The 3,115-nt window shown below is 57.6% G+C and carries 4 protein-coding genes; all 4 read right to left on the reverse strand.

Going from position 1 to position 3,115, the window contains the following annotated elements:
- Positions 1-216: FHA domain-containing protein (locus EOA60_RS25790; RefSeq protein ID WP_245502612.1), on the reverse strand; the 216-nt coding region annotated here is incomplete at its 3' end.
- A gap of 24 nt (positions 217-240) precedes the next feature.
- On the reverse strand, positions 241-2,298 hold the full coding sequence (sctV, locus tag EOA60_RS25795) for a type III secretion system export apparatus subunit SctV (protein ID WP_127335751.1): 2,058 nt from the start codon (positions 2,296-2,298) through the stop codon (positions 241-243).
- Positions 2,295-2,675 carry a hypothetical protein gene (locus EOA60_RS25800; protein ID WP_127335750.1) on the reverse strand — a complete coding sequence of 127 codons (381 nt, stop codon included), beginning with the start codon at positions 2,673-2,675 and terminating at the stop codon, positions 2,295-2,297. Before EOA60_RS25800 ends, sctV begins: the two co-directional genes overlap by 4 nt.
- Positions 2,676-2,680: 5 nt before the next feature.
- A partial coding sequence (locus tag EOA60_RS25805) for a hypothetical protein (protein WP_206628233.1) occupies positions 2,681-3,115 on the reverse strand: 435 nt, incomplete at its 5' end.

The following is a 3,115-nucleotide window of genomic DNA, read 5'->3' on the forward strand; positions in this document are numbered from 1 at the left end:
GCAGGTGCGCACACCCGGCGCGAGAGCAACAATATGGATGCGTCCCGCCTCGACGGCAATACGAAGATGTGTGTCGGCCAGTTCCGGATCGGCGAAGGTAAGGTCAGCGGTGTCGCTGGCACCAATCAGCCAGACTCCTTCCTCCAGCGAAGTCTCTGCACCTTGGTTGGGGCCGGACAGCACGCGCAAAATCAGATTGGCATTATCACCGGCCATAATAGCGGTTTCCTTTTCGTATCCTTACGACAGCGATATCCTTGCCAGCGGCTGTACGGAGATATCTGGGGTAAGCTCCTGATAGGAGAGCACGGGTAGAACGTAGAGATCGACTTCGATGATCTTACGCAAGTATCGACGGATATCGATAGAAGTCAGCAGCACGGGCTTGTGCGGTTGCTGGTCGACATTGCCTACTGCCTCCGAAACCTTATCAAGGATTTGCCGTGTGATGCCAGGGTCGAGGGCGAGATAACTGCCAGCGGAAGTCTGCCGAATGGCGTTGCGCACCGTGTCCTCCACTTCCGGCGCAAGAATGTAGGCCGGCAACAGTTTTCCGCCGACAGAATGCCGGAAACAGATTTGCCTTTTCAATGCACAGCGCACATGCTCAGTGAGTAGAACGGTGTCTTTTTCCTTTTGTGCCCATTCGACCAGTGCGGTGAGGATCGTGCGCATGTTGCGCAGCGAGACCTCTTCGGAGACCAGTCGCTTCAAGATCTCAGAAATCGTCTGCAGAGGAACGCTGCGCAGCACCTCTTTTACGAGTTCCGGGAAAGATCGCTCCACCTGACTGAGCAGAATTTTTGTTTCCTGGATTCCGATAAACTCATCGGCTTGCCGACGCACGACATGACCAATGTGGTAGCTGAGTATCTGAACCGGCTCCAAAAATGGGATATTGGCGGCTTGCAACAACTCACGATGCGCGATGTCCACCCAAGCGGTCTCGATCTGCGGCAGGAATGGCTTATCGAGAACATACGGAATACCCAAGATGTCGAGGTTCTCCGGGAGCTCTCGAGCCAGAAGGTGCTGTGCCCGTAACCATCCTTCACCACATGGAATTTCATTTACCAGGATAGTGTAGGCGCCATCCTTGTTGTTGTCGTTGACACGCAGATTAATGCCTGGAAAGGGAACGCCGAGGTCCAGATGGAGCGCCTGCCGCACAGCGGCCAATTCCTTGTTCAGCCAGTCTGGCCGGATGATGGCCTGAACGTCACGACTGATGTCGACCATCAGAGGAATCGTGAGCGTAATGGCATCTCCGCCTTCGCCGCTCCGTTCAGCCGGCTCGTCCGACGTCGTCGACGGCGCCGAAGGCGGGCGACTGCGCTGCAATAACCATCCACCGCCTCCGGCCAATACTGCCAAGATCACGAAAATCACCGAAGGAAAGCCCGGTACCAAAGAGAACAGAAGTAGGATGAAGGATCCTATGATCAGTGCACGTGGCTGGGCTGTGACCTCGGCTCCAATCTCACTGCCGAGATCTGAGCCCTTGTCCTTGTCGCTTACCCTCGTGACGATGAAGCCTGCCGTGATTGAGGTGAAGAGAGCTGGGATCTGACCGACGAGCCCATCGCCGATGGTAAGGATGGTGTAGATCTCAAGCGCTTTGTGCAAATCCATGCCCTTTTGCAGGGCGCCAACCGCTATGCCACCTATGATGTTCACGACGATGCTGATCAACCCTGCGATTGCGTCACCTTTGACGAACTTCATGGCGCCATCCATGGCGGCGTACAATTGGCTCTCGCGCTCGACGGCGATGCGGCGCCGACCTGCCTCTTGGATATCGATGCCGCCCGCCCGCAGGTCACCGTCGATGCTCATTTGCTTGCCCGGCATCGCATCCAGCGAGAAGCGTGCGGCTACTTCAGCCACGCGCTCGGACCCCTTCGTGATGACCACAAACTGCACGATGGTGATGATCAAGAAGGAAACCGCTCCCACTACGAGATTCCCAGCCACCACGAAACCGCCGAAAGTCGCAATGATCTGGCCGGCGTCTGTATGCAATAAGATCATGCGTGTCGCGGCGATCCCTAGCGACAACCGAAAGACCGTGGTCAGCAAAAGCACGGACGGGAAGGAGACAAACGCGAGGGGAGACTTGATATAGACTGCGACCATCAGCAGGAGTGCGGAGATCCCCAAGTTGACAGCCTGCAGCACGTCCATCAGGACAGACGGTAGCGGAACGATCATCACAAAGATGATAGCAATCAACAGCCCCGCCAGAATGATATCGTTCCGGCCGGTTGCAATCGCAAGGACCCTGTTGAGAAACTTCACACTGCTCTCCCCCGCGACGCACCCTGCAAGGCCGCCTGTTTCAGCAGTGTTGCGACCAAGCGCTGACAGGCTCTCGCCTCGGACTTGAGGCCGAGTTTCCAGAAGGCCTTCACCCGCACCTGTAAAATCAGGAATCGGTCGTCATTATCCAGCGCGGGCACAAGAAGCCGGCCTGCCTCGGCAGCGGCCTCCTGGCAGTTTCCCGCTCGCAGCAATGCCAGACAGCGTGCATGTCGTGCCCAGACCGACCCGGGGTCGAGCTGATCGAGAGCGAGCAGAAGCTTGGCTGCATTGTGAAAATGGCCAAACCTAAGGTAGAGATACGCAAGCACCGACAGCGCATCGCGCTGGTCGGAACTGATGATGGGTTCCGTCATCGGCATTATCCTCGCATCAGAGCGCGGCAGGCGTTGTCGAAAAGAAGGCGGTCGCATAGCGCCTGGTCGAGTACCGAGAGTGCGTCGCGGAGCACGATCCGATCTGGGTCTCGCGTCTGGGCAGCCAGATCGGTCAGCGATGCATGCGCGGCCTTGAGCGTCGCGGCGTATGTCGGCGATTCGAGGATTCCGGGATTCGTGATCGAGGGAGCGAAGGCGGCCATCATCAGGTCGTCGACGGCGGGGGCATCGGATAGCAAATCGAATTGCAAAGCCGGCCGAGTATCGACTACCCGCGCGCGAACAGCGTCCAGCAGAGGCGCCAAAAGCTCTGTTTGGACCAGGCCACCAACGTCGAGGCCCGTTCGCCGCGGTTGCGGTGGCCCACACGTGGTTGGAGCACAATAATTCAAGCCACCAGGATCGACGCTAGTCATGGA

It is taken from the genome of Mesorhizobium sp. M1A.F.Ca.IN.020.06.1.1 (genome assembly GCF_004023265.1).
In the GTDB taxonomy this organism is placed as follows: domain Bacteria; phylum Pseudomonadota; class Alphaproteobacteria; order Rhizobiales; family Rhizobiaceae; genus Mesorhizobium.